This is a genomic window from Frankia sp. EI5c (assembly GCF_001636565.1).
Classification (GTDB): domain Bacteria; phylum Actinomycetota; class Actinomycetes; order Frankiales; family Frankiaceae; genus Parafrankia.
The window spans coordinates 11758-32267 of the sequence record NZ_LRTK01000012.1 but is presented as its reverse complement, the minus strand read 5'-3'; the positions used below and the strand labels follow the sequence as shown (position 1 = coordinate 32267).

Genomic DNA, 20510 nt, shown 5'->3' with positions numbered 1-20510 from the left:
GGCGGCGGTGGCGGAGGCGGCGGCGGAGGCGGCGGCGGCACACCCAGCGGCGGAGGCGGCGGCGGCGGCGGTGGCGGCGGTGGCGGCGGTGGCGGCGGCGTACCTGCCGCGGCGCCGGCGGTGCTGTCGGCCGTTCCCGGCGTCCCGTACTACACCGGTTAGGTTGCCTGCCTTTCGGCACTGACGCCGCCGGGTCCCGGCAGTGGGCGGATCATTCCCTGCCTGCCGCCCCGAGCCGGTACGGCTGAGATGCGCTGCCGCGCGGGTCAGGACGAGTGGTCCTGACCCGCGCACGCACGTGGCGACCCGACCGGCCTCAGCTGCCTGGCCGGCGGGAACGACGGCGCGTCGGGCGGTGAGCCGCATCCGGGCGCACCGCGTTTCTGAGCACCTCCCGCAGGGCCGCGCCGCCCCGAGCCGGGTCATCCGGCGGCAGTCGCAGCATCACGCCGAGCTGAAGCGCATGCAGCAGGAGCAGCGACGACAGCCGACTGGAGATCACGTCGCTGCCCATCGGCAGATCCGCGCCCCCCACCACCAGCAGAACGGTGGCGAGGTCGGTGATGGGGCCGGCGGAGTAGCTCGTGATCGCGACGACCGGTGCGCCGGCGGCCCGGGCCGCCTCGGCCGCCCGCAGCGTCGGCTCGTTCGCGCCGCTGCCGGTGATCACCATGCAGACGTCCGCCGGTGCGAGCAGACGAGCGGCGAGCTGCTGCGTGATGGAGTCCGTCGCTACCGGCTGGTGTTCGACTCGCTGGACGTCGGCAGCCTGCTCGCGAACACGCTGCTGATCGCGGCGGCGACCGCGGTCGGCCAGCTGGTGGTCTGCCTGCTCGCCGCCTATGCGTTCGCCGCCTGGGAATTCCGCGGGAAAGGCCTGTTCTTCCTGCTTTTCGTCGCCACCCGGCTGGCTCCCTTCCAGGTGACGATGGTGTCGAACTACCTGGTGCTGTCCAACCTCGGGCTGCTCAACACCCTGGCCGGTGTCATCGTGCCCAACCTGTGCTCGGCGCTGGCGGTCCTGCTGCTGCGGCAGCACATGCAGGCTTTCTCCCGGGAGCTGCTGGATGCCGCGCGCATCGACGGGCGGGGTTCCTGGAGCACCCTGTGGACGGTCGTGGTGCCGAATCTGCGCCCCGTCCTCGCCTCGCTGTCGATCCTGCTGTTCATCACCGCCTGGAACGACTACCTGTGGCCGGCCCTCGTCCTGCCGCGGGCGAACTCGGTGGTACAGCTGGGCATCCGCGGCTTCATGGGGGCTGAGGGCGACGCGTGGGGCGCGATCATGGCCGCGTCCGGGCTGGCCTGCCTGCCCATCTTCTCGATCTACCTGGTGATGCAGCGCCAGGTCGTGGACGCCTTCGTCCGCTCCGGACTGCGCTGAGCGGCAGCGCCAGCGCCAGCGCCCCGCGGCCGACGCGGCCAGGACCCCGCCGGCCCATTTCGGTTTCTCCCCGCCCAGAAGGACACCTATCGAGAGGTTGACGTATTCAGTCCCACGACACGCACCCCCGCCATTGCTTCGGACGCCGGCCCTGACCACCTAGGTTTGGGGAAATCGTTCGTCGTGGCGGTCCGGGGGAGAAAATGCGGATCATAATCGCTACCGAGGCGCGATTTCATCGGGACAACCGCGGCCGAATTCTGACAACGAGCACCGCCGCCGCCTATCCGATGTGGGCGAACTATCTCGCGGTCTTCGACGAGGTCCTGCTGCTCGCGCGGGTGGCCCAGGAAGCCGCCGGGGATGCGGACAGCCCGGTGGAAGGCCCCGGCGTGCGGGTCGCGCCGCTCCCCTCCTACCGCGGCGCCGCCGGCTCCCTCCGGCGGCTGCCCGCACTGCGGGCCGCGGTCCGCCGGGTGGTCACCGAGCACGCGTCGCCGGCCGCCGGCCCATCCGTTCACCACGCCCGGGTGCCCGGCCTGATCGGCACGCTGCTCACCACCGAACTGCGGCTGCGGGGCATTCCGTTCGGCCTGGAGGTCGTCGGGGACATCGCCGAGGTCCTCGCCGACCGGCCCGCGGCATCCGCCGTCGCCGGGCGGCTGGTCGCCGGCCAGTGCCGGGCCGCCGCCGCCGTCAGCTACGTCACCCGGCACACCCTGCAGGGAAGGTACCCGGCGCGGCCGGGGGTCCCCACCGTGAGCTGCCCAGGGGTCCGGCTCCACCCGGAGGACTTCGTCCCGGCGCCGCGTCAGCCCCCGGCCGGCCGGGGAGCCGGCCCGGCCGCGAACGGTCCGGGAGGCCGACCCGTCCGCCTGCTGACCATCGGCTCGCAGGAGCGGATGTACAAAGGCCATGACGTCCTCGTCGCCGCGGCGGCCCGGCTGCGCGACCGCGGGGTGCCGCTGGCCCTGACCATTGTCGGTGACGGGCGCCACCATGACGAGATCGTCGGCGCCGCGGCGGCCCACGGGCTCGGCGGCACGACCCGTTTCGTCCGGGCCCTGTCCAGCCGGGCCGAGATCCGCGCGGCGTTCGACGAGGCGGATGTCTTCGTACTTCCGTCCCGCACCGAAGGTCTCCCCCGGGTGCTGCTGGAGGCCGCGGCCCGCGGCCTGCCCGCCGTCGCCTCGGCGGTCGGCGGGGTCGTCGAGGTGCTGCCAGGGGAGTACCTGGTGCCCCCGGGCGCGCCCGAACCACTCGCCGATGCCCTCGCCGGCCTGCTGGCCAGCCCTCACCGGTACGCGGCGGCCTCGGCGCGGAACCTCTCGACCGCGCGCGAGTACGCGCTGGACCGGATCCGTCCGGTGCTGCACGGCTTCCACCGGACGCTGGAGGAGGTGGCCGCGACCCCGCGCGCCGCGGACACCGGCGGCGCGCGGACACCCGTGACCGGCGGGTCCGGCTGGTGACCCGTACCTCGGTCACCACGCCGGGCGGCACGACGACCGTGCTGCACGTCTTCGGAGTCATGGACCGGGGCGGGGCGGAGCTGTGCTTCGTCGACCTGCTCCGCCGGTTCGACCCGGACCGCGTCCGGTTCGTCTTCGTGACCCTCACCGGCCGTCCGGGCGCCCTCGCGGGTGAGATCGCCTCCCTCGGTGGATCCGTGCGCGCGTGCCGGCTCGGTCCCGGCTTCCCGGTGCGCTTCCTGCGCCTGCTGCGCGAGTTGCGGCCGGACGTCGTCCACTCCCACGTCGCCACGTTCTCCGGGGTGATCCTGCTGTTCGCCCGCGCTGTCGGCGTGCGGCGCCGGGTCGCCCACCTCCACAGCACCAACGACCGGCACGGTCAGAGCCTGCGCGGGCGGGCGCAGCGGCGGGTCCTGCGCCGCCTGATCGACTGGCTGGCCACCGACATCATCGCCGTGGCCGAAGGCGTCATGACCGGGATGTGGCGCGCCGACTGGCAGCGCGACCGCCGCTGCCGGGTCCTCTACAACGGGCTGGACTTCACCGCCTTCGCCCGGGCCATCGAGGCGGCGGAGACACCGGCGGCGGTGCCGGCAGAGACACCGGCGGCGGTGCCGGCGGAGATAGCGCGGGCGCCGAGGTCCATCGTCCACGTCGGCCGGCCGCATCCGGTCAAGAACCGGTCGGGAGCCGTCGAGGTTCTCACCGCGCTGCACCAGGCCGGGGTGCCNGCCCGGCTGCGCATCGTCGGACGCGAGGATCCGCGGGAGTCGGCGGATCTCCGCCGCCGGGCGGAACGCGGCGGCGTCACGCACGCGCTGGAGCTTGCCGGGGAGTCGTTCGACGTCCCCGGTGTCCTGGTCGCCGCCGATCTGATGCTGCTCACCTCGCACCACGAGGGCCTGCCGACCGTCGTGCTCGAAGCCCGCGCCGTCGGCACCCCGGTCCTCGCTCCCGACCTGCCCGGCGTCGTCGAGATCGCCGGACTGCTCGGCGGAGTGACGACGGTGCCCCAGGGGGCGGCGCCGGAGGTCTGGGCGGCGGCCGCGGCCGGACTTCTCACCACCACGCCTACACCGCGGGAGCGGCGGCGGGCCCTGCGCGAATTCGGCTCGTCACCTTTCGTGATGGAAAGGTGGCACCGCGAGCTGAGCCGGGTCTGGGAGCAGTGATCTACGACCTGGCCCGCCCGTCGGCGGGCAACCTGCGGCTGCTCGCCTTCCGCCTGGGTTCGGTGGGCACGCTCGCCACCCTGCTGGCCTGCTCCGGCACGATCTCGTCGCTGCCGCTGGACCGAGCGGCGACGGTGACCCTGCTCGCGGTCGGCGTCCTGGTCGTGCTGTGCGTGCGGGCCCGTCCGCTGGGCATGTGGGCGTTCTCGTCGGTCTATCTGGCTCTGCTCACGCTGTTCCACTTCGGCCTGGCGGTGCTGCTTGCCNTGCACCGACCACTGACCACCAGCGACCGGCAGCTGAAGTTCGGCTGGCTGCTCACCGGGTCGACCAGCCGGATTCTGTTGATCGCGGCGATCGGGGTGGCGGCGGCGGCGACCGGCATGGCCCTCTGCCCGGCACCGTCCGGCAGGCGCGGGAGATCCCGCCCGTGGAACACGACGGCCCCGGCGGCGGGCCCGGCCGGGCCCGCCGCCGCCGCCGTCGCCGGGGCCGTCGGGCTGACGATCCTCGTCATCTCCGCGGTCACCCTGCTCGCGGTGTTGCTCCGCGCCGGTGGCACCGCCATGCTCCTCGGTTCGTACCAGGACCTCCGGGACGTGGCATACCGGAGTCCGCTGATCCCCTACCTGGATTTCGGGCTGGGATTCGGCCTCATGCTGCTGGCCGTCAACGGCTCGCCGCGCCTCCGCCTCGCCGGTTTCACCTTCTTCGCCCTCTTCGCGCTGGTCGGCCTGCCACTCGGCATGCGGGGAACGATCCTGTTCCCGGCCGCCGCGGCCGCGGTGGCCGTCGCCGCGCGGCGCGGCCGGCAGGCCGGCCGCTCGTCCCGCTCGGTGGCGGCGGCGCTGGTTGTCGGGCTCGTCCTGCTGAGCGTGGTCGGCGCGCTGCGGGACATTCGGCAGCACGGCCTGGCCGAGGTCTCCATCAGCGACATCGGTTTCGGGCCGCTGGACGGCCTGGCGGAGATGGGCGCGTCAATCCGCCCGGTGGCGGAGGTCGCCGCCTGGCGCGACGAGATGGGGGAGCCCGCGGCCGGCGGCCGCACCTACACCGGCCAGCTCACCCGGACGGTCGAAGGCCGGCTGCTGGGCATCCCGCAGCCGTCGGCGGTGAGCGACCCCCGACTGTTCAACCGGGTCATCCAGACCCGGGTGGGGCCGATCGGCGGATCCCCGATCGCGGAGGCCTACTACAACTTCGGCCTGACCGGTGTGATCGCCGTCCTGGCCGTGATCGGACTGCTGTGCGGCTGGCTCGACACCCGCTCGCGGCGGGCGGAAACAGCTTCCGCGATCCTGTTCGTCCCACTGCTGATCGGTGTGCGCAACGACTTCACGCCGCTGGTGATGCAGACGTTGGTCGGCGCGCTGATCGTGTTCGCCGCCCGCGGCACCGGCCGGTGGTGGCAACACCACTCCCCCATCGCCCCGGTTGCCCCCGTCGGCGACCCGGTTGACCTCGTCGGCCCGGTCGACCCGGTTCGTCTCGTCGACCCGGTTGACCAGGTCGGCCTCGTTGACCAGGTCGGCCTCGTTGACCAGGTCGGCCCGGCGGGCACCGCGGAACCGGCCCCGGCCGACGCGGGAGAGCCGGGGCAACCGTCTCCCGGGCCGTCGCCGGCGGTGGAGCCGACCGGGTCGCCGGTGCTGGCCACGCTGGAGTCGCGGTGAGGCCCGCCGAGGTTTCTGCGGGGCCGCCCGAAGTCACGGCCGAAACGTCCGAGGACACGGCGGCAACGTCCGAGGACACGGCGCGGACGCCCGGAGTCGCCCGCCCGGCCATGGTCGTCTCCGGGGCGGCCCTGACCTCCGCGCTGCTCAACCTCGTGATCGCGGTGACGACCGCGCGTGAGCTGGACACCGCCGGCCGCGGCGAACTGGTCCTCGTCCTCACCGTCGTCGGAGTGACCACCGTCTTCGTCACCCTCGGCACCGGCACGGCCGCCCGGTTCTACCTCGGCCGAGCGGACCGGCCGGTCACCGCCGACCAGATGCTCGGCCTGACCCTGCTCCTCGTGGTCCCGCAGTTCCTGACCACGACCACGATCATCGGGCCGACGCTGTGGCTCGTGGACGCGCCGGCCGGCGGCACGCCGCTGATCCTCGCCGCCGGCTCGCTGGCCGCGGTGACGCTGGTGGGTCTGCAACTGCTCGAGATGCTGAATGCGGTCGGGCGGGTGATCACCTCGGCGGCCCTCAACACGGCGGGCTGTGGGCTGCAGCTGACAGCCGTGGTCGCCCTGAGCCTGCCGGAAGGCCCGCTGCGGGTCACCCAGGTCATCGCCGCGTTCGCGGGCACCGCCTTCCTGCAGGGCTCGGCCGCCGCGCTGCTGCTGCGCCGCGCGGGCCTCATCACCCGCCCCAGGCTGGACCGCACGGCCAACCGGCTGCTCATCCGCACCGGGGTGCCCGCGCTCGGGATGAGCGCCGCGATGTCCATGGCGTTCCGCCTCGACCGCTACCTGCTCGGCGTGATGTCGGGTGTCTCCGCCGTCGGCGTGTACAGCGTGGCCGCCACCGCCAGCGAGATCCTCCGCCTGGTCCCGGCGTCGTGGGGCCAGGTGATGGGCCATCGGGTGTCCAGCGGCGCGATGGGCAGCCGCGCGGTGTCGGCCCAGATCCTGCGGGTCGTGGCCGTGATGTCCGTGGGCGCGGCCCTGCTGTGGTTCGGGGCGGAGCAGGTCATCCTGCTCTTCTTCGGCCCCGGCTACGAGGGCGCCGTCGGGCCGCTGCGGGTGCTGCTGCTGGCCGAGCTGCTGCTGATGCCGTTCCAGATCGACGCGCGGGTTCTCAACGGGCAGGGCCGCACCCGAGCCTGCGGCCTGGCCGGGCTGATCTGCCTGGTTCTCGTCGCCGCGGCGGACGTCGCCCTCATTCCCGTGGCGGGCATGGTCGGCGCCGCGTGGGCGAGCGCCATCGCCTACGCCGCCGCGAGCGTGCTCACCCGGATCGCGGTCCTGCGCGCCTCCCGGGGGCCGCGCGCCGCCCCGGCCACCGACGAACCACCCCACCCAGGCCGAAAGGATCACATCGTGGCCAGCTCCCCGCCCGCCGCGGCGCCACCAGCGACGGCCGCCCGCCCGCGGCCCCGGCCCCGCGGCGGCGGCCCCCGGCACCGCGCGGGCGGTCCGTCCACCAGGACCGTCGCCATCGCTGGTGCGACGTTCCGGGTCAGCTGGCTCCCCGGCCCGCACGAGGGACGGCTCGCCTTCTTCTCGACCCGCGCCGACGCGTCCTACTGGGACGGGCTGTGGCAGGGCGTGGAGGCTCAGTACGCCCGCTGCCGGCGCGGTGACCTCCCGCACCAGCTCCGCGCGACCTTCCTCCGATGGGCACCGCCGGGTGGCCGGGTACTCGAGGCCGGCTGCGGGTTGGCGTACTTCACCGTCGCGGCCCGGGCGCGCGGTTTCGAGGCGGAGGGAGTCGACTGGGCGCCGGAGACACTCTCCCGGCTCGCGGCCACGCTGCCGGACGTGCCGGTCCGCCGAGCCGACGTCCGCCGGCTCGACTGCCCGGACGGCAGCTACGACGCCGTCTACTCACCCGGTGTCTGCGAGCACTTCGCCGAGGGTCCCGAGGAGGTGCTGGCCGAGACCTTTCGGGTGCTGCGCCCGGGCGGCGTCGCCATCGTGTCGACACCGTGCTTCAACCGCTACCTGCGGGGACGGCGCCGCTCCTTCCCCGTGGGCCGGCCATACCCGGGCGCGCGACCAACCGGGAACCCCCTGCCTTCCCCGGACACACAGCCGGCCCCGGACACACAGCCGGCCGCGGCCGCGGCCGGACGGCGGCGCGATGCCGAAACCCGGGCCGAGGCGGACTGGAGCCGCTTCTTCCAGTACGCGTTCACCCAGGAGGAGATGACTGCCATCCTGCGGCGGCTGGGCTTCGAGGTGCTCGCCGTCCATCCCTACGGAACCCTGCTGACGCTCAGGACCTGGACGTTTCCCTGGCTGTCCCGGCTGCCCGGGCCGGCGGCCAACGCGCTCGGCCGGGCGCTCGACCACCTGCCCGGGCTGCGCCAGTGGGGTTCGAGCTGTGTCTGGGTGGCCCGCCGCCCGCACCCCGACACCGCCGCCGTGCCACATCCACGGACAGCTGCGGAGCCCGCTCACGGCAGCGGGGTGGCGGCCCGATGAGGATCGCCGTCGTTCTCAAGACCGGCAACGGCTGCCTCTGGACGATCCCGATCCTGACGGAGCTGCGGGCCCGCGGCCACGAGGTCCGGGTCCTCATCCCCGAGGTCGACAGCCCGCTCGGGCGCCGTTGCGCGCAGCTGGGCATACCCGTGCAGGCCAGCCCGGCGCCGGCCCGGTCACGCTCACCGCTGCGGCACGCGGCCAGTGTGTGGCAGCTGCGGGCACTGCTGCGCCAGCTCGATCCGGACATCGTGCACTACCACCTGTACGCCTCGGCGGTGCTCACCCGGCTCGCGACGCTGGGACGGGGCCGCGGTGGCCGCCCGGCGCGGGCCCACATGGTCGCCGGTCCGCTCTACCTGGAGAATCCGCTGATCAGGGCGGTGGAGCGGCACTTCGCCCGCCTCGACGACGTCGTCATCTGCTCCTCCGGGCATCTGCGTGAGCGCTACCGGGATCTCGGGCTGCCCGCCACCCGGCTCCCCACCGCCTCCTACGGTGTCGATCTCGAGACGTTCACCCCGGCCGCCGGGGAGGCCAGGGCGAAGGCACGAGCCGATCTCGGCCTCGATCCCGCCGGTTTCGTCGCGGTGTGCGTCGCCTACTTCTACGCACCGAAACGGCTGGTCCACCACCAGCAGGGAATCAAGGGCCACCAGGCACTGCTGCGCGCCTGGTCCCTCTTCCGGGAACAGGCCGGCCTGGAGCGGGCCGGCCGGGGGGCCGCCACCCTGATCCTGGTGGGTGGCGGCCACGGCGCGGCCGGAGCGGCCTACCGCGACCGGATCCGCTCCTGGGCCGGCCGACTGCCCGGTGCCGACTCGGTCGTCTGGGTCGACTCGACCGCGGACGTCCGCCCCTACTACGCGGCGGCCGACGTCAGCGTCAGTCCGTCGCTGTCGGAGAACTACGGCGCGGTGGCGGAGGCGTCCGCCTGCGGGGTGCCGAGCATCGCCTCCGCTGTCGGCGGCCTGCCCGAACTGGTCGACGACCGGACGGGCTGGCTGGTGCCCCCGAGCGACCCGCTGGCCCTGGCCACTGCACTGCGCTCGGCGTTCGACCTGCACGGCACCCGGCAGAGCGGCCCGCGGAACCCGCCGGAGCGAACGGAACCAGCGGAGCGGGCGGAACCAGCGGAGCGAACGGAACCAGCGGAGCGGGCGGGGGACAGCCTGCGCGCACGGGGGCGGGCAGCGCGGCACAGGGCCGAGGAGATACTCGACCAGCAGGCCAACCGGCGTTTCCTCGCCACCGCGGTGCTCGAAGCCACCCAGCAGGCCGGCAGATCACCGCTGGGCGCGCACCGACTGGGCGGGAACGGACTGGGCGGGAACGGACTGGGCGGGAACCGATAGAGCGGGGACCGACTGGGCGGGAACCGAGGACCGCAGCGGCACCGCGGGCACCCCGCCCACCCGCGCGCCGGGCGGCACATCGGACGTCACCACCGCCCCCGCGCCGACGACCGCACCGTCGCCGATCGTCACCCCGCGCAGCACCGTCGCCTTCGCCCCGATCCAGACGTCCCGGCCGATCGTGACCGGTGCGGCGGCGAACTTCATCGCGGCACCGGGCGTGCCGGGGGCGACGACATGGTCCTGGTCGCGGACGACGCTCATCTCCGCCAGCAGGGCGCCCGCTCCCACGACGACGCGCTGGCGGGCCACCACGAAGGCTGCCGGGCCGAGGGTGTGCGCCCCGAGATCCAGCAGCGCCCCGTCGGCCACCTCCAGGTGCACGTCGCGGGTGAGCACCGTCCCGCGGATGATCATGCGGCCGCGCGGGGCACAGCGGATCACGCAGCGCGGCCCGATGAACGAGTCGAAGCCCACGCGGACTCCCGGCCGAGTCACCCGCACCAGGACGATCCGCGCCCAGGACGCCGCCACAGCCACGCCGCGCTGGCCGCGCCGCACCCACCGCGCATAGCGCACCCTGCGGGGACCGGCACCGGATGCCCGGACGTCACGATCACTCTTTGGCACGACGCAACTCCATCCAACAACCTGACGCGACGTCATACTTACTGGGAGTAATATTTTGGGGTGAGCATAGCCGCCTACCCGACACGCCAGGGGTGTTGCGAAACCGGCGCCGCACCGCGTCCACCCCGGCAGATCCGGCCCCGGCGAAGCCGCCCCCGGCCCGCACGGCCCCGCCAGTACACCTCGGCGCCGGGGACGGGAGCCCACACCACGGGCACGGGAGCCGCGGGAGCCGCAGGAGAGGGAGCAGCCGAATGAAGATCGTGGTCACCGGCGGTGCCGGCTTCATCGGATCCCATGTCTGCGGCGAGCTGCTCCGGCGCGGCGTACCGGAGGTCGTGGCGTTCGACGATCTGAGCACCGGCACCGCGGCCAACCTGGACGGGACCGGCGCCGACCTGCGCACCGGCACCATCCTCGACCGCGACGCCCTCGCGGCCGCCTGTGCCGGCGCGGGCAGTGTCATCCACCTCGCCGCGCTGCCCTCGGTGCCGCGGTCGCTCGCCGACCCGATCGCGTCACATGAGGCGAACGCGACCGGCACGCTGAACGTGCTGGACGCGGCCCGCACCACCGGTGCCTATGTGGTCGTGGCTTCCTCGTCGTCCGTCTACGGCACCCAGCCCGGGTTCCCGCGTACCGAGGACATGGCGGCCTACCCGGTCAGCCCGTATGCTGTGAGCAAGCTGGCCGCGGAAAGCTACGCCGCGGCCTACGCCCGCTCGTTCGCCGCCCCTACGCTGGCCGTCCGCCTGTTCAACGTGTTCGGGCCCCGGCAACGGGCCGACAGCCCCTACGCCGCGGTCATACCCCGCTTCATCCAGGCCGCGCTCACCGGGCAGCCGCTGCAGGTCCACGGCGACGGGCTGCAGACCCGTGATTTCACCTTCGTCGCCTCGGTGGCGGATGTACTCTGCGAGGCCGCGATTCGGAAGATCACCCACGACCGGCCGGTCAACCTGGCCTTCGGGACCAGAACCAGCCTGGTCACCGTCATCGACCTGCTGGCGCAGGCCCTCGCCCGACCGCTGGACGTCGTGCACCTCGACCCGAGGCCCGGTGACGTGCGGGACTCGCAGGCCGGGACGGATCTCTTCCGGCGCCTCTTCCCGGCGGCCCGGCCGCACGACCTGCTCAATGCCCTCACCGACACCGTGGCCTGGCATCGGCAGCAGGCTGTGGCCGCGTCCATGCCTGGCTGAACCGCGCAACCGCGAACCGCGGAAGGCCGGCGACTCCACGGTCCAGCTCTCCGCCAGGGCGGGAAGTTCGGTACGATGACCGGAGCGGGGCCGTTAGCTCAATTGGCAGAGCATCCGGCTTTTAACCGGTGCGTTCAGGGTTCGAGTCCCTGACGGCCCACGTCGAGAGGCATTTCCTAAATATTTTTCCAGGGTTTCAAGGATCTTCTCCTTGGAATTTCCCGGGCTTCCTGAGTGCTCGCGGACCTGCCCGATCCCGTGCATCTTCGCGAGCCTCTCGCCCATCGCTCCGAGAGCTGGCATCATGCCGGCATATCGGCGACACCCCCTGGATCACCAGCCTCCGGCCATATACTCAGGCACCACCGGGCCACACGGCAGTGTGGCCTCGTTCCGAAGGTGAGGTTCTCATCGCTATATCCTCGACATCCCTGTTCTCCGCCCCGGAGACGGCGCAGTCTCGGCCCCGCCAGGCACCGCCGCCCCCGTCCTGCGACCTCTTTCGAGCACCCGACTTCGGGGACTCGCACACCGACGCCTCCGACGCCCCGGACCGCGGGCCTTCCGTTCACCAGACCTCCGTCCCGGAGTGGTCCACACCCCCGGCCTCCCGCCGCTCGCCCCGCCCAACCGGGCGCGGCTCGTCGACGAGACCGCAGGCGCACAACCGCCGAGCCTCGAACCGGTAGGACCGCTCTCCCCTCAAAAAACCCGAATCAGACACCTCCGCGTGACTTGGTGACGACTCCCCGAGAGTCGCGGTGGTGTTCTTCGTAGTCTCCTGTTTGCCCACCAGATCGGCCCCCGGCACGCTCTCCCCGGCCGGCTGGACGCCGCCAGGCCCGCTTCCTCAGCCCGGATCAGGCCACCAGGAGCGGGAGCGGCGCGGCGAAAGTCGGTCGTCGGCGAAGGTCGGTCAGGAGGTTTCGGCGTGCGGCGACGAGTCGGCCGCCGCCTGGGTCAGCTGCTGGTTGAGCCGCTGGGCTTCGGCCAGCTGGTCTTCGAGAATGACGATGCGGCAGGCGGCGTCGATCGCGGTGCCCTGATCGACGAGTTCGCGGACGCGGGCGGCGATGCGCAGTTGGTAGCGGGAGAAGCGGCGATGGCCACCTTCCGAGCGCAGCGGTGTGATCAGGCGGGCTTCGCCGAGAGTCCGCAGAAAGGCCGGCGTCGTGCCGAGCATCTCGGCCGCGCGGCCNATGGTGTAGGCGGGGNAGTCGTCGTCGTCAAGGCTGTCGGCCGGCTTGCGTGTTCGTTCAGGGGTCATCGCGCCTCTCGGGACACATCGAGGGGCCCTGGCGCCATACGGCACCAGGGCCCCGGGGGGTTCGACACCATCTACCGGCCAGAATGCGCCGGATTCTGAGACCCGCCTACCCGCCCGAGAGGGTGGATGTGCGGGGATCGCGTATGCGTGACCGGGACCACCTTCCAATCCGGGGCCTGCGCGGTGACCGAGCGAGCCAGACCATCGCTCGGGCGATCCTGATGGTGCCTACTCCCCCTCTCGTCAACTGCGGTGTACTGCGGAACTTCCGCGGTGGTGCTCGGCGGCCTGCCCTGGCCGCCGCCCTGCTCGCGCCAGTTCATCTCTGACGCGACCACGCGACTCTCCTGGCTACGACAGGAACTTTACTCACGGCGACGGCCGGATGTCTACTTCAGCGAGGGTAGATTTTGGGTCTCCCAGGTGGGAGCTACCCGGCGGTGCCCCGCCGGCGCCCCGCGACCGGCCCCGCCCGACCGCCTCAAACCAGGCACGCCGAGGGGCCCTGGCGCCAATGGCGCCAGGGCCCCGAGATCCAACACAACACTATTGGTTTGGGTACATCAGGTTCCCTGAAGACGCGTGGCCGATCCCCGGAGGGCGGCCGTGCGTAGATCGCTGTGCGTGACCGGAAACCACCTTCCAATCCGGGGCCTGCGGCTACCGCGGCCAACCATCGCCGCGGGCCGAACCTGACGGGGCCTACCCTCCCACTCGTATCGCCTGATCGGGTATGCCGCACTTGCGTGGCGATGCTCGGCGGCCTGCCCTGGCCGCCGCCCTGCTCGCGGCAGTTCCTGTCTGCCGCGACCATGTGACTCACTTGGGTACGAGAGGAACTCTACCCAGACCAGAGCCCGATGTCTACTGCCACGGGAACAGATTTTCCCTGATCTAGAAGATAGCTATCCCGGGTCTCCTGATCAACGCAGCACCTGGTCACGACCCGGCGAGGCGAAGGATCTCCTCCCGGCCTGCCGCCGGATGCGGGCGGGATCCGCGACCTCCCACCCCGGCGGGAGCGCCCGTCGGCAACGCCTGTCCGGATCATCGCCGCCGCGAGGTTTACCTCCTCGCGCCTCGAACAGACCGGCAGGCGGGAGGCGATCGAACGCGGACACGCGGACACGCGGAGACCGCGGAGAGTGGAGGTAGCGGATGGCGTCATCGGACAGCGGGCGGCAGCGGCCCGAGCAGACGCAGGAGTGGCCCGGCGAAACAGCGGCGATGGAGCCCNGGCCCGCGGACGAGATGTCGTCCTACGTCGGGCGGAACCTGCTGGCGGGTCGGGTGGCGGTGATCACGGGCGGCGACTCCGGGATCGGACGGGCCGTCGCCGTGGCCTTCGCCAAGGAAGGCGCCGACGTCGCGATTTCCTATCTTTCCGAGCATTCCGACGCCGAACACACCGCGAAGCTCGTGGCCCAGGCCGGCCGACGCGCGCTGCTTCTTCCCGGGGACGTCGCCGACGAGGCCTGGTGCGTCGAAATCATCCGCCGCACGGTGGAGGAGTTCGGCCGCCTCGACGTGGTGGTCAACAACGCGGCGGTACAGCGCAGCTGCGACGATCTCACCCAGGTCACCGGCGAGGAGTGGAATTACACCTTCGCCGTCAACATCCACAGCTTTTTCTGGATCACGAAGGCAGCCCTCGCTCATCTGCCCGAGGGGGCCGCCGTCATCAACACCGCGTCGGTGAACNGGCTGCGCGGAAACGGTTCACTGCTGGCCTATTCGGCGACCAAGGGCGCCGTTCTGGCTTTCACCTACGCGGCCGCCCAGGCGCTCGCCGACCGGAGGATCCGGGTCAACGCCGTGGCACCAGGCCCGGTGTGGACTCCGCTCATCCCGGCGACTATGCCGCCGGAGAAGGTGGCCTCCTTCGGCTCCCAGGCACCGCTGGGGCGAGCGGCCCAACCGGACGAGATCGCCCCGAGCTATGTCTTCCTCGCGTCCGAACAGCTGTCGAGCTACTACAGCGGGCAGGTGCTCACACCGGTCGGGGGCGAGGCGAAACCGGGCTGAGCGGCGAGCGGCCGCCGCCGGCAGCGGCGGCGGCGGCGGCCCTGCCTACAGCCGCTCCGCGACGAACTCCGGTGGGTAGTGGCAGCGCCACTCGACGATCCTGCCCTCCTTGTTGACCCGGATGGAGTCCACGCCCTTGGCGGTCCGGCCGTCGGAGAAGTGGCAGGTGTACACGAACACAATCGTCTCGGTGCTCACGAAGGACGACTCGATCGAGTACCGGATGCCGGGAGCACGGCGCATCGAGTCGTCGATGTAGTCGCGGAAGTCGTCGTAACCGACGATGGTCGCCTTGTCGGGGTCGCCGGTCCGCCGCTGCACGAACGGCGAGTTGAACACGATGTCCCGGTCCACCGGCCCCAGGACGAGGTCGACGTCGTACTGGTTGAAGCCGTCCTCCCAGTGGCGCCGCAGCGCCGCCACGGCCTGCTCCTCGATCATGCGCGTCTCCTGTTCAGGGGCGTCGGTGCCCTGGTCCGCCGCCGGCCGGCCGCCTCCCGTGGAGGCACAGCTCACGCTAGGCCAGGGAACCGACCGGAACAAGGACTTAGTGAGTGCTTGCTCCCGAAGTGGGTGGGGTGACCCTGCGGATCACGATCTCGCCGCCCCCGAACGAGGCGACCACCTCGGAGTGCCGGAGGGCGTCCGCCACCGTCGGAAGCGTGCCCAGGGTGCTCGCGGCCAGGTCGCCGAGGACCAAGTAGTCGATGTCGGACCAGCCGTTCGGGAGGGTGCTCCGCACCGCCGGGTCGAGGTCGAGTTTGGCGAACCAGACGGGCACCGGGTCCAGCCCCGCCACGACGAGATCGGTCCAGATGTTGTCGTCGGTGACGACTACCTGACCCATCTCGTGGTGCTGGATCATCCATTGGGTCGCCTCCCGGCTGGGGGCGCCGTCGTCCGCGGTGAAGGCTTCGCGCAGTTGGGGTCCCCACTTCGCCGGTACCGTCGCCAGACCCACGATCAGGACACAGACGATCACGCCGGCCCGGACGGCGAACCCGACCGGCCCGGGGGTTCGGCGCAGCGGCACCACCCAGCGGGACAGCCGGTAGGCACCCCTGCCGACCTTCGCGCCGCCGTCCGCGCCGACGTCCGCGCCGCCGTCCGCGCCGCCGTCCGCGCCGCCGTCCGCGGTGCCCGCCGGCGGTTCCGGTGAATCGGAGTGGCCGCGCTGCGCCGGGATCGCCCCGCCCGCCCGGGCCTCGGGTCCCGGCCGCTGCCCGGGTCGGGGCAGATGCGCGCCCAGCACCTGGGAGCGCGCGCGCCGCGACGGTGCGATCGCGTCCGCGACCCCGGCCACACAGAGCGCGGCGAACGGAAGCAGTGACGTCACGTAGGCGTAGGGCAGATAGCCGTTGCGGGCCATGATCCCGATCTGGAGAAGCAGCAGGAACGCGACGGCGCGGAACCGGCGCACCGCGACCAGCAGGATGACCGCGGCGACCGCACCGGCGGCCACCAGATACGGATCGAGGTCGAGCCAGAACCGCACGAGGCCGCGGGCGTCGCTGTCGGGGTCGAACAGGCTGCCGCTGGAACCCCGTTCGACCAGCTGCCACCTGACCGACCACCACAGCGAGACGTGGCCGTCACCCTCGAACAGCTCGTTCTTGGTCACGGCGTAGAGAACGTAGGTGCCNGTGATTCCGGTGAGGAAACCGAAGAAGCTACGCCGCGCGAAACGCCAGTTCCGGTGGTCCCGGTTCTGCCAGAGCAGGAAGTAGACCNCGGGCACCAGGACGAGACTGGTTTCCTTCGACCAGAACGCGAACGCCAGGAAGATGCCGGCCCGGGTGGCCGCGCCGACACTGCGGTGCGGAGATGCCGCGCACACCAGGGCGGCAAGTATCCACAGCACGGCGATGTTGTCCAGGAAAGCCATCCGCTGGAACCAGACCGCGAGCGGCGAGACGGTGAAGAGCACGACCGCCAGGGCCGCGAACACCCGACGCATGCCCAGCCGCCGGCCCAGGGCGTAGACGAGGACGCAGCTGGCGACGTGCACCCAGAGCATGAACTCCCGGGCAGCGGTCACCGCGGTCGCGGACCGGTCGAAAGCCTGCGTCAGCGTGGTGTAGAAGGCGANGGACAGCCATCCGCCGAACGGGTGGTCGTACCAGTAGGTGTAGTGCGCGATCTGGCCCCAGCGCTCGAAGGCGAACGCCTGGGCGGCGTAGGTGCCCTCGTCGTCGTTGACCCGGCCGGGCCAGCCGTCGAAGTTCACGCCGTGCAGCACCGCGGCACCGACGGCCAGGGCGAGCGCGAGCGCAAGCCCGCGCCAGCGCAGGCGGGCCGCGGTGGTGGCACGGCGGCGCAGCAGGCGCCCGGCCTCCCGCACGCCCGCCACGAAACCCTCTCGCTCGACGGGCCGCTCCGGCAGCGCCGGGCTGGCGGGCAGCGGGACGGCAGGCGGCGCCACGGCAGGGAGCGCCACAGCAGGCAGTGCCACAGCAGGCGGCGGGCTGGCGGGCGGCGGGACGGTGCCGCTCGGTGTCGCGGGCGGGTCGGCTGCCGGCGCCGTGCTCTCGGGCAGGCTGGTGGTGGTCACAGAGCACCTTCGAGTCCGCGGGGCGCGAGCTCGCGGGGGCCGGGCTCGCGCGGGGTGGGCACGGTGTGGTGGGCCCCGAGATGGGTGGTCTTCTCCCACTCAAGCTGGCCGCGCGCCAGCCGGACGGTGGCCCGCAGCGCGGCCGCGGAAAGCACCAGTTGGTAGAACGGCGCGCCGACGACGAGGCGGACGCTGTCCACCCAGGTGGCGCGCAGCCCGTAGGCGCGGCGGAACTCCTGGAAGGCGGCCTGTTCGGCGACGACCAGCATCACCGCCAGGCCCAGCGGCAGCCAGTAGAGCAGCACCAGGGTGACCGGTGCCCGCAGCACCACGGCCAGCAGCAGCGAGGTGGGCAGCAGCAGACCGGCGAGCGCCTGGAAGAAGGGCATCGCCAGCATCTCCAGCGCGAGCAGCCGCTGCCGCAGCGTCGGCAGGTCACGCCAGTCGCCCTTCAGCAGAACCTGGATGAAGCCGAGCATCCAGCGGCTGCGTTGGACCACCAGTTTTCGCAGGCTCTCCGGTGTCTCCTCCTGGGTGGTCAGCTCCGGGTGGTAGAAGACCAGCGTCCGTACCCGCGTGCCGAGGAGCGGATCCCCAGGTCACAGTCCTCGGTGAGGGCGGTGGCGTCCCAGCCGCCGAGAGCCGTCAGAACCTCCCGGCGGACGAACACCGTGTTGCCACCGAGCGGGATCAGTCTCGCCTGGGCCTGGAAGCGCAGCCGGGACATGAACCAGACGTAGTACTCGAGACAGTTGCGGACCCGCCACCACGAGGTCGACTCGTCGCACCAGGTGAGAAATCGGGCGGGCAGCCCTTTCCGTCCGCCCGGGGCGGCGGGCGAACCGTCGGGGGCGGCCGCCTGGTCCAGCTGGTCGGCCTGGTCCGGCTGGTCCGGCTGGCGGTCCGCCCGGATGTTCATGAGCTGCACGCCACCCTGGATGATGCCGACCTCCGGGTGCCGTACGGCGAGGGTGTTCACGTGGCCGAGCAGACCGGTGGCGAGCAGCGACTCGGCGTCGACGACGCCGATCAGGTCGCCGTGGCAGTACGGCCGGGCGTCCTCCAGTGACACCGGCTTGCTGCGCTGCTCTCCCCGCGGGGCGATCACCTCGACGGACGGGTACCGGTCCGCGTACCAGTGCGCGATCTCGCGGGTCTCGCGGTCGACCTCGTCNTCGGAGACGACCACCAGGATCTGCAGCAGTTCGTGCNGGTAGTCACCGGCCAGGATCTGCTGCAGGGTCCGGCCCAGGACGGGCTCGTCCCGCGCCGGCAGGATCAGCGAGATGGGTACCTGGTGCGGCTCCTGGTCGGCGAGGTCCACGTGATCCACTCGCTCGGGGCGCTGCCAGGCGAACTGGGTACGGCTCAGGGTGAGCGCCGCGACGACGAACATGACCAGGGACACCACCGACCAGAAGGCCAGCACCGTCCCGGTCGGGCCGAGGGTGGCGACCCCGACGGAGATGATCATCAGGATCACGAGCACGGTCAGTGATGCCCGGGGCCGGGGTCGAAGCCGGTGCCGCACCGGTCGCAGGATCCCGGTGGACCCGGACCCGGGAGCAGAGCCGAGCCCGGGAGCAGAGCCNGGCCCGGGAGCAGAGCCGGGCGCGGGCGGCTGCGCCGGATTCGGGCCGTCGCCCGGATCCCGGGGCGACGCCGCCGGCAGCAGGTCGTGGTCAGCGGGCATCAGCGAGCTCCGGAAGATCAGCCGCGTAGTCGGCGACGGTCGCGTTGGCGAAGTAGAGGACGCGCAGCCGGTCGTCGGTGCCGTACCCGGCCACCTGCGAGGCGTGCGCCACGCTGTAGGCGGAGCCGGCGGGCGCGGGCGGTCGGACCGCCAGCGGCACCCCCACCGCCCGCTGGGCGGCGTCGATCCCGGCGAGATCACCGGTCAGCCCGATCAACCCGCTGTCGAACTGGTCCAGCCACCGCCGCAGGACAGCCGGTGTGTCCCGGGCCGGGTCGGTGGTGACGAAGACGGTCCGCACCGCGTCGGCGACCCGGGGCGGGACCAGCGAACGGGCGGCCGCGATGTCGGCCATCGTCGTCGGGCAGACGTCGGGGCAGTTCGTGAAGCCGAAGAAGAGCAGCGTCGGCCGGCCGGCGGTCACGGTGGCGAACTCGAAGGACGCCCCGGCGGTGTCGACGAGTGTGAACGACGGCCGGCGATGGCCGCGGGCGGGAACCGTCCCGTGCCAGCGTTCCCCCGCCGGGCCCGCGGTCGCCGAGGTCGCCGTGGTCGGTGTGTTGCCCGCGGCGCCACTCAGCACGCCCGCGCGGGCCGAGTCGGCGCCGGACGCACCGCTGCCACAGCCCGCGGCGAGCGGGGCGAGGGTACCGGCGAGCGCGAGGAGGAGCGCCTCCCGCCGCCCGTACCCGCGCCGCTGCCATCCGTGCCCGCCGCACGGTTCGCTCATCGCCATCACTCGCAGACCACGTCGCCGGGCCCGGCCGGGCGTCCCGCGCCGGCCAGCCCGAGGGTGTCCGCGCCGACGATCCGCAGCGGCGCGATGCCGACGTCACGCAGGAAGGCGCAGTCCAGTGTCCGGCCGGCCGGGGCGACCCGGGGAACGCAGAAGGCGCGGGCTGCGCGGGCGTCGGCATAGTTGCGGTCACAGCCGTCGACGCCCGGCGGCACGGGCGACGGACTGCCGTTGCCGCGCGGAAGCACCCGGCCGCTCAGGTCCTGGTTACCCACCGGCACCGGAAGCTGGACCACCGGCACCGCGTCCCGCGCGCCGGTGCCGCCGGCCGGCGCCCCACCGCCCGGGCCGGTGCCGCCGGCCGTGGGGCCGCCCGCCGCCCGGCTCCGCTCCGCCCCCAGACCGGCATCGGTGGACGGCCCGCCGCGGACCAGCAGAACGGCCGTGAGCCCGCCGGCCACCAGTATCACCGCACCGAGCGCCAGCAGGATCCGCGCCCGATGGGGGGCGGCCCGGTGGCGCGCCCGGCGGGCGGGGCCCTCGGGTTCCCCGCTCATCCGACGTGCACCCAGCGCGCCACTGACGGGACACCCGCGGAGTCCTGCACGAAGAGCATGTAGTAACCGGGCGGTGCCAGGTTCGGGTTGCTCGGCACGGCGACCGAGATCGTCGTACCCGTGCCGGTGACGGTGAGGTCGACGCTGCGCTGGTTCGAATCGGAGGAGTGGGTCACCGAGGACGGGCGGATCAGCGTGGCGCGGCCGATGTCACCGCTCACGGTCAGGTCGTAGCTCTGCCCGTAGTCGAACTGCGCGGGGGCGGCGGAGACCGCCGGCCTGTCCCGGGACATGTACCACGGCGAATACACGGAGATGCCGAGGT

Annotated in this window: 16 protein-coding genes, 1 tRNA gene and 6 pseudogenes; 11 read left to right on the top strand and 12 right to left on the bottom strand. The window is 72.6% G+C overall.

Going from position 1 to position 20510, the window contains the following annotated elements; translation table 11 throughout:
- Nucleotides 1-316: 316 nt before the first annotated feature.
- Nucleotides 317-721: an SIS domain-containing protein gene (locus UG55_RS28360; protein WP_242424052.1), complete on the bottom strand. Its 405-nt coding sequence runs from the start codon at nt 719-721 to the stop codon at nt 317-319.
- Here UG55_RS28360 and UG55_RS28355 point away from each other — a divergent pair.
- The 7 genes and pseudogenes from UG55_RS28355 (at nt 710) to UG55_RS09110 (ending at nt 9524) form a co-directional block, all read left to right on the top strand.
- A complete protein-coding gene (locus UG55_RS28355; RefSeq protein ID WP_066065742.1) occupies nt 710-1384 on the top strand; it encodes a carbohydrate ABC transporter permease in 675 nt (224 codons plus the stop codon). The two genes, UG55_RS28360 and UG55_RS28355, sit on opposite strands and share 12 nt — an antisense overlap.
- Before the next feature lie 203 nt (nt 1385-1587).
- Complete coding sequence (locus UG55_RS09130) at nt 1588-2856, top strand: glycosyltransferase (protein WP_083986603.1); 1269 nt, start codon at nt 1588-1590, stop codon at nt 2854-2856.
- Nucleotides 2857-2915: 59 nt separating this feature from the next.
- Nucleotides 2916-3586, top strand: a pseudogene (locus UG55_RS34380) (glycosyltransferase); the annotation flags it as partial.
- A gap of 1 nt (nt 3587) precedes the next feature.
- The coding region (locus tag UG55_RS34375) for a glycosyltransferase (RefSeq protein WP_242424049.1) at nt 3588-4028 on the top strand (441 nt) is incomplete at its 5' end.
- A gap of 383 nt (nt 4029-4411) precedes the next feature.
- On the top strand, nt 4412-5701 hold the full coding sequence (gene wzy, locus UG55_RS46910; RefSeq protein ID WP_396230848.1) for an O-antigen polysaccharide polymerase Wzy: 1290 nt from the start codon (nt 4412-4414) through the stop codon (nt 5699-5701).
- Nucleotides 5698-8169, top strand: a complete 2472-nt coding sequence (locus UG55_RS09115) for a methyltransferase domain-containing protein (RefSeq protein ID WP_128422912.1) — start codon at nt 5698-5700, stop codon at nt 8167-8169. The genes wzy and UG55_RS09115 overlap by 4 nt, the downstream gene beginning before the upstream one ends.
- Complete coding sequence (locus UG55_RS09110; protein ID WP_066065717.1) at nt 8166-9524, top strand: glycosyltransferase; 1359 nt, start codon at nt 8166-8168, stop codon at nt 9522-9524. The genes UG55_RS09115 and UG55_RS09110 overlap by 4 nt, the downstream gene beginning before the upstream one ends.
- Here the strand turns inward: UG55_RS09110 and UG55_RS09105 are convergent.
- Nucleotides 9456-10154, bottom strand: coding sequence for a DapH/DapD/GlmU-related protein (locus UG55_RS09105; protein ID WP_066065714.1), 699 nt, complete (start codon nt 10152-10154; stop codon nt 9456-9458). The genes UG55_RS09110 and UG55_RS09105 overlap by 69 nt on opposite strands.
- 254 nt (nt 10155-10408) lie before the next feature.
- On the opposite strand from UG55_RS09105, the gene UG55_RS09100 reads away from it, so the two are divergent.
- Entirely contained in the window at nt 10409-11356 is a 948-nt protein-coding gene (locus tag UG55_RS09100) for an NAD-dependent epimerase/dehydratase family protein (RefSeq protein ID WP_066065712.1), read from the top strand.
- Between the two features lie 87 nt (nt 11357-11443).
- Nucleotides 11444-11516, top strand: a tRNA-Lys gene (locus tag UG55_RS09095).
- A gap of 756 nt (nt 11517-12272) precedes the next feature.
- On the opposite strand, the pseudogene UG55_RS09090 reads toward UG55_RS09095, so the two are convergent.
- Nucleotides 12273-12554, bottom strand: a pseudogene (locus tag UG55_RS09090) (MerR family transcriptional regulator); the annotation flags it as partial.
- A gap of 1306 nt (nt 12555-13860) precedes the next feature.
- Here UG55_RS09090 and UG55_RS34370 point away from each other — a divergent pair.
- Nucleotides 13861-14324: pseudogene (locus UG55_RS34370) on the top strand (SDR family NAD(P)-dependent oxidoreductase); the annotation flags it as partial.
- Nucleotide 14325: 1 nt separating this feature from the next.
- A partial coding sequence (locus UG55_RS34365) for an SDR family oxidoreductase (protein WP_242424048.1) occupies nt 14326-14648 on the top strand: 323 nt, incomplete at its 5' end.
- A gap of 45 nt (nt 14649-14693) precedes the next feature.
- Here the strand turns inward: UG55_RS34365 and UG55_RS09080 are convergent.
- From UG55_RS09080 to UG55_RS34330, 9 genes and pseudogenes are all read right to left on the bottom strand, one after another.
- Nucleotides 14694-15089 (bottom strand): nuclear transport factor 2 family protein, encoded by a 396-nt coding sequence (locus tag UG55_RS09080; RefSeq protein WP_066065704.1) that lies wholly within the window; start codon nt 15087-15089, stop codon nt 14694-14696.
- 1290 nt (nt 15090-16379) lie between these two features.
- A pseudogene (locus tag UG55_RS34360) lies at nt 16380-16736 on the bottom strand (phospholipid carrier-dependent glycosyltransferase); the annotation flags it as partial.
- Between the two features lies 1 nt (nt 16737).
- Nucleotides 16738-17199, bottom strand: a pseudogene (locus UG55_RS34355) (hypothetical protein); the annotation flags it as partial.
- The gene (locus tag UG55_RS34350) at nt 17196-17699 is read right to left on the bottom strand and encodes a hypothetical protein (protein ID WP_066065701.1); all 504 of its coding nucleotides are present in this window, start codon (nt 17697-17699) and stop codon (nt 17196-17198) included. The pseudogene UG55_RS34355 and the gene UG55_RS34350, both read right to left, overlap by 4 nt.
- A gap of 38 nt (nt 17700-17737) precedes the next feature.
- Nucleotides 17738-18373 (bottom strand): annotated as a pseudogene (locus tag UG55_RS34345) (glycosyltransferase family 2 protein); the annotation flags it as partial.
- A gap of 38 nt (nt 18374-18411) precedes the next feature.
- A partial coding sequence (locus UG55_RS34335; protein ID WP_242424051.1) for a hypothetical protein occupies nt 18412-18595 on the bottom strand: 184 nt, incomplete at its 3' end.
- Between the two features lie 286 nt (nt 18596-18881).
- Nucleotides 18882-19622, bottom strand: coding sequence for an SCO family protein (locus UG55_RS09060; protein WP_066065735.1), 741 nt, complete (start codon nt 19620-19622; stop codon nt 18882-18884).
- Nucleotides 19623-19627: 5 nt separating this feature from the next.
- Nucleotides 19628-20185: a hypothetical protein gene (locus tag UG55_RS09055; RefSeq protein ID WP_066065695.1), complete on the bottom strand. Its 558-nt coding sequence runs from the start codon at nt 20183-20185 to the stop codon at nt 19628-19630.
- A complete protein-coding gene (locus tag UG55_RS34330; protein ID WP_242424050.1) occupies nt 20182-20478 on the bottom strand; it encodes a galactose oxidase early set domain-containing protein in 297 nt (98 codons plus the stop codon). The genes UG55_RS09055 and UG55_RS34330 overlap by 4 nt, the downstream gene beginning before the upstream one ends.
- Between the last annotated feature and the right edge of the window lie 32 nt (nt 20479-20510).